Genomic DNA, 2,378 nt, shown 5'->3' on the forward strand with positions numbered 1-2,378 from the left:
CCGGCGTGGGAATGCCGTGCGGGCGCTCCGCGTCCGGTCCCGGCACTGGACGCGGAGCACCCGCACTTGCTCCCACGCGGGAGCGTGGGAGCCGGAAACCCTTGATCATCGTTGCGGCCGGCGGTTACCTTCTGGAGTCCAAGGCTTCAGCCTTGGTCCTGTACATCCAAGGCTGAAGCCTTGGACTCCGGCCGAAGGGCGGCCGGAGCGATCATCAAGGCCGGCGCTACCCGGCACCGACCGCGGTGCGGGGCCTGTACATTATCTTTGTCCGAAGAAACCGGTATGATTATCGAGTTGATCGACCGCGTCGCGGTTGCCATGCCCGCCCCCCGTGCCCCCGTCTTGGTTTGCGCCCGCTCAGCGATTGCCGGGCCCCGGCACGGTACTGTTGCCCCGATCCTGTCGCGCCCACCAGCGCCCCTCCTTCAGGAGAATTGCCCCATGTGCATCGCTTGCCAACCCGGCCTGGTACCCTTCCTGGAGCGCGGCGCGGCGTCGCGCCGTGAGTTCCTGAGACTGGGCGGGGCACTCGCCGCCATGGCCCTGCTGCCGGGCTCAGTCATGGCGGCCGGACAAGACAGCGGGCCGGCCGACACCCTGTTCATTAACGGCACCATCATGACGATGGATGACCGGCACCCACGGGCCGAGGCAGTGGCCGTGCGGGGCGGCCGTATCCTCGCGGTCGGCGCGCTGAAGGACCTGGAGCACCTCAAGGGACCGGACACGCAGCTCGTCGATCTGGCCGGCAAGACGCTGATGCCGGGCTTTGTCGAGCCGCACATGCATTTTACCGCGGCCTTTTTCGACCAATGGCTGGATCTCGGTCCCTTCGTCAACCAGTCGATGGACGAGGTGAAGGCGAAGCTCACGCAGGCCGTGGCCGCGGCGCAGCCGGGCGAGTGGGTGATGGGCCAACTCTTCGATCCCACCATCACCGCGGGTCAACTCGATGTCTCGCGCCCGGCATTGGATGCCCTCTCGCCCACTATCCCCCTGTTCATTCTCGAGGCCAATGCGCACGTTGCCTTTGCCAATTCCGCGGCCTTTGCCGCCGCCGGGGTTACCAAGGACACCGCGGACCCGCCCCATGGGGGCTATCTCCGGGACGCCGCCGGCAATCTGACGGGGGAGATCCACGAGCCGCCCGCCATAGTCCCGTTTGCCCTCAAGGCGCCGCATATCAGCGGCGAGCAATACGTGACCAACGTCGGCAAGCTGTTTGCCCGGGCCGCCGCCAAGGGCTGCACCACCGTGCACGATTGCGGCATCGGGATGATCGATCCCAAGGGGGATCTGGGGGTGTTGCAGGCGGCGGTGGCGAAACAGCCGCCGGTCCGCGTCGCCGGCTACCTGGTGTCCACGGCGATGGACACCTGGCAGGAACTGGGCCTGAAGCCCGACAAGACCAGCGAATTGCTGCGCATCAACGGCGTCAAGGCCTGGGTTGACGGCAGCAATCAGGGTGGTTCGGGCTATCAGCGCGAACCCTATCTGATCGAGGCCTGGGGCAAGGGTACGCCCAATTACAGCCAGGAGGCCCTGAACGCGGTCGTCCAGAAGGCGCACGACGGGGGCTGGCAGGTCGGTATTCATGCCGTGGGGGACGCCGGGATCGACATGGCGCTCGCCGCCTTCGAGGCGGCCGGGCAGAAGAGCCCCAAGCACCACCTGCGTCACCGCATCGAGCACTGCGCCCTCTGCCACCCGGACCAACTCGATCGCATGAAGCGCCTGGGGGTGTCACCCACCTTTCTGATCGGCCATGTCTATTTCTATGGCGCCGTGTTTCGTGACACGATCTTCGGGGAGCCGCGCGCCAACCTGATCGATCCCTGCCGCTCGGCCCTCGCCAAGGGCTTGCGCATTTCCCTGCACAGCGATTACAGTTGCGAGCCGCTGGAGCCCATCCGCTACATTCACAACGCCGTCACCCGCAATCTGCGCGGCACGACCGAGCAATTGAACCCCGCGGAGGCCATCACCGTGCTTGAGGCCATCAGGGCGGTGACCTTGGACGCGGCCTGGCATTGTCACATGGACGACATCGTCGGCTCGATCGAAGTCGGCAAATGCGCCGATTTCGTCATCCTGGATCAGGACCCGACCCAGGTCAAGCCGCTGGACATCATCGCCATCACCGTATCCCAGACCTGGATGGGCGGCAAGCGGACCTATGCGGCCTGATCGAGCGACCTTCTGGAGTCCAAGGCGTCAGCCTTTGGAAGCCGATGGGGCCTTGATCATAAACCCGGCCAAGCCGTACCGCCGAGCGCACGCGCTCAAGCCCGCGCGGACGCTGGGAGCGCCGCACCCCAGTGCGGCGCGGCCTCGCGAGCGACCGCAGCGTTGCGTTCTGCGGATTGGCCGCGCCG

General features: G+C 66.4%; 1 protein-coding gene. It reads left to right on the forward strand.

The window, feature by feature from the left end; genetic code table 11:
• Positions 1-444: 444 nt before the first annotated feature.
• On the forward strand, positions 445-2,190 hold the full coding sequence (locus QZY48_RS25965) for an amidohydrolase (protein ID WP_295436420.1): 1,746 nt from the start codon (positions 445-447) through the stop codon (positions 2,188-2,190).
• The last annotated feature ends 188 nt before the right edge of the window (positions 2,191-2,378 follow it).

Source organism: uncultured Thiodictyon sp. (assembly GCF_903828115.1).
Classification (GTDB): domain Bacteria; phylum Pseudomonadota; class Gammaproteobacteria; order Chromatiales; family Chromatiaceae; genus Thiodictyon.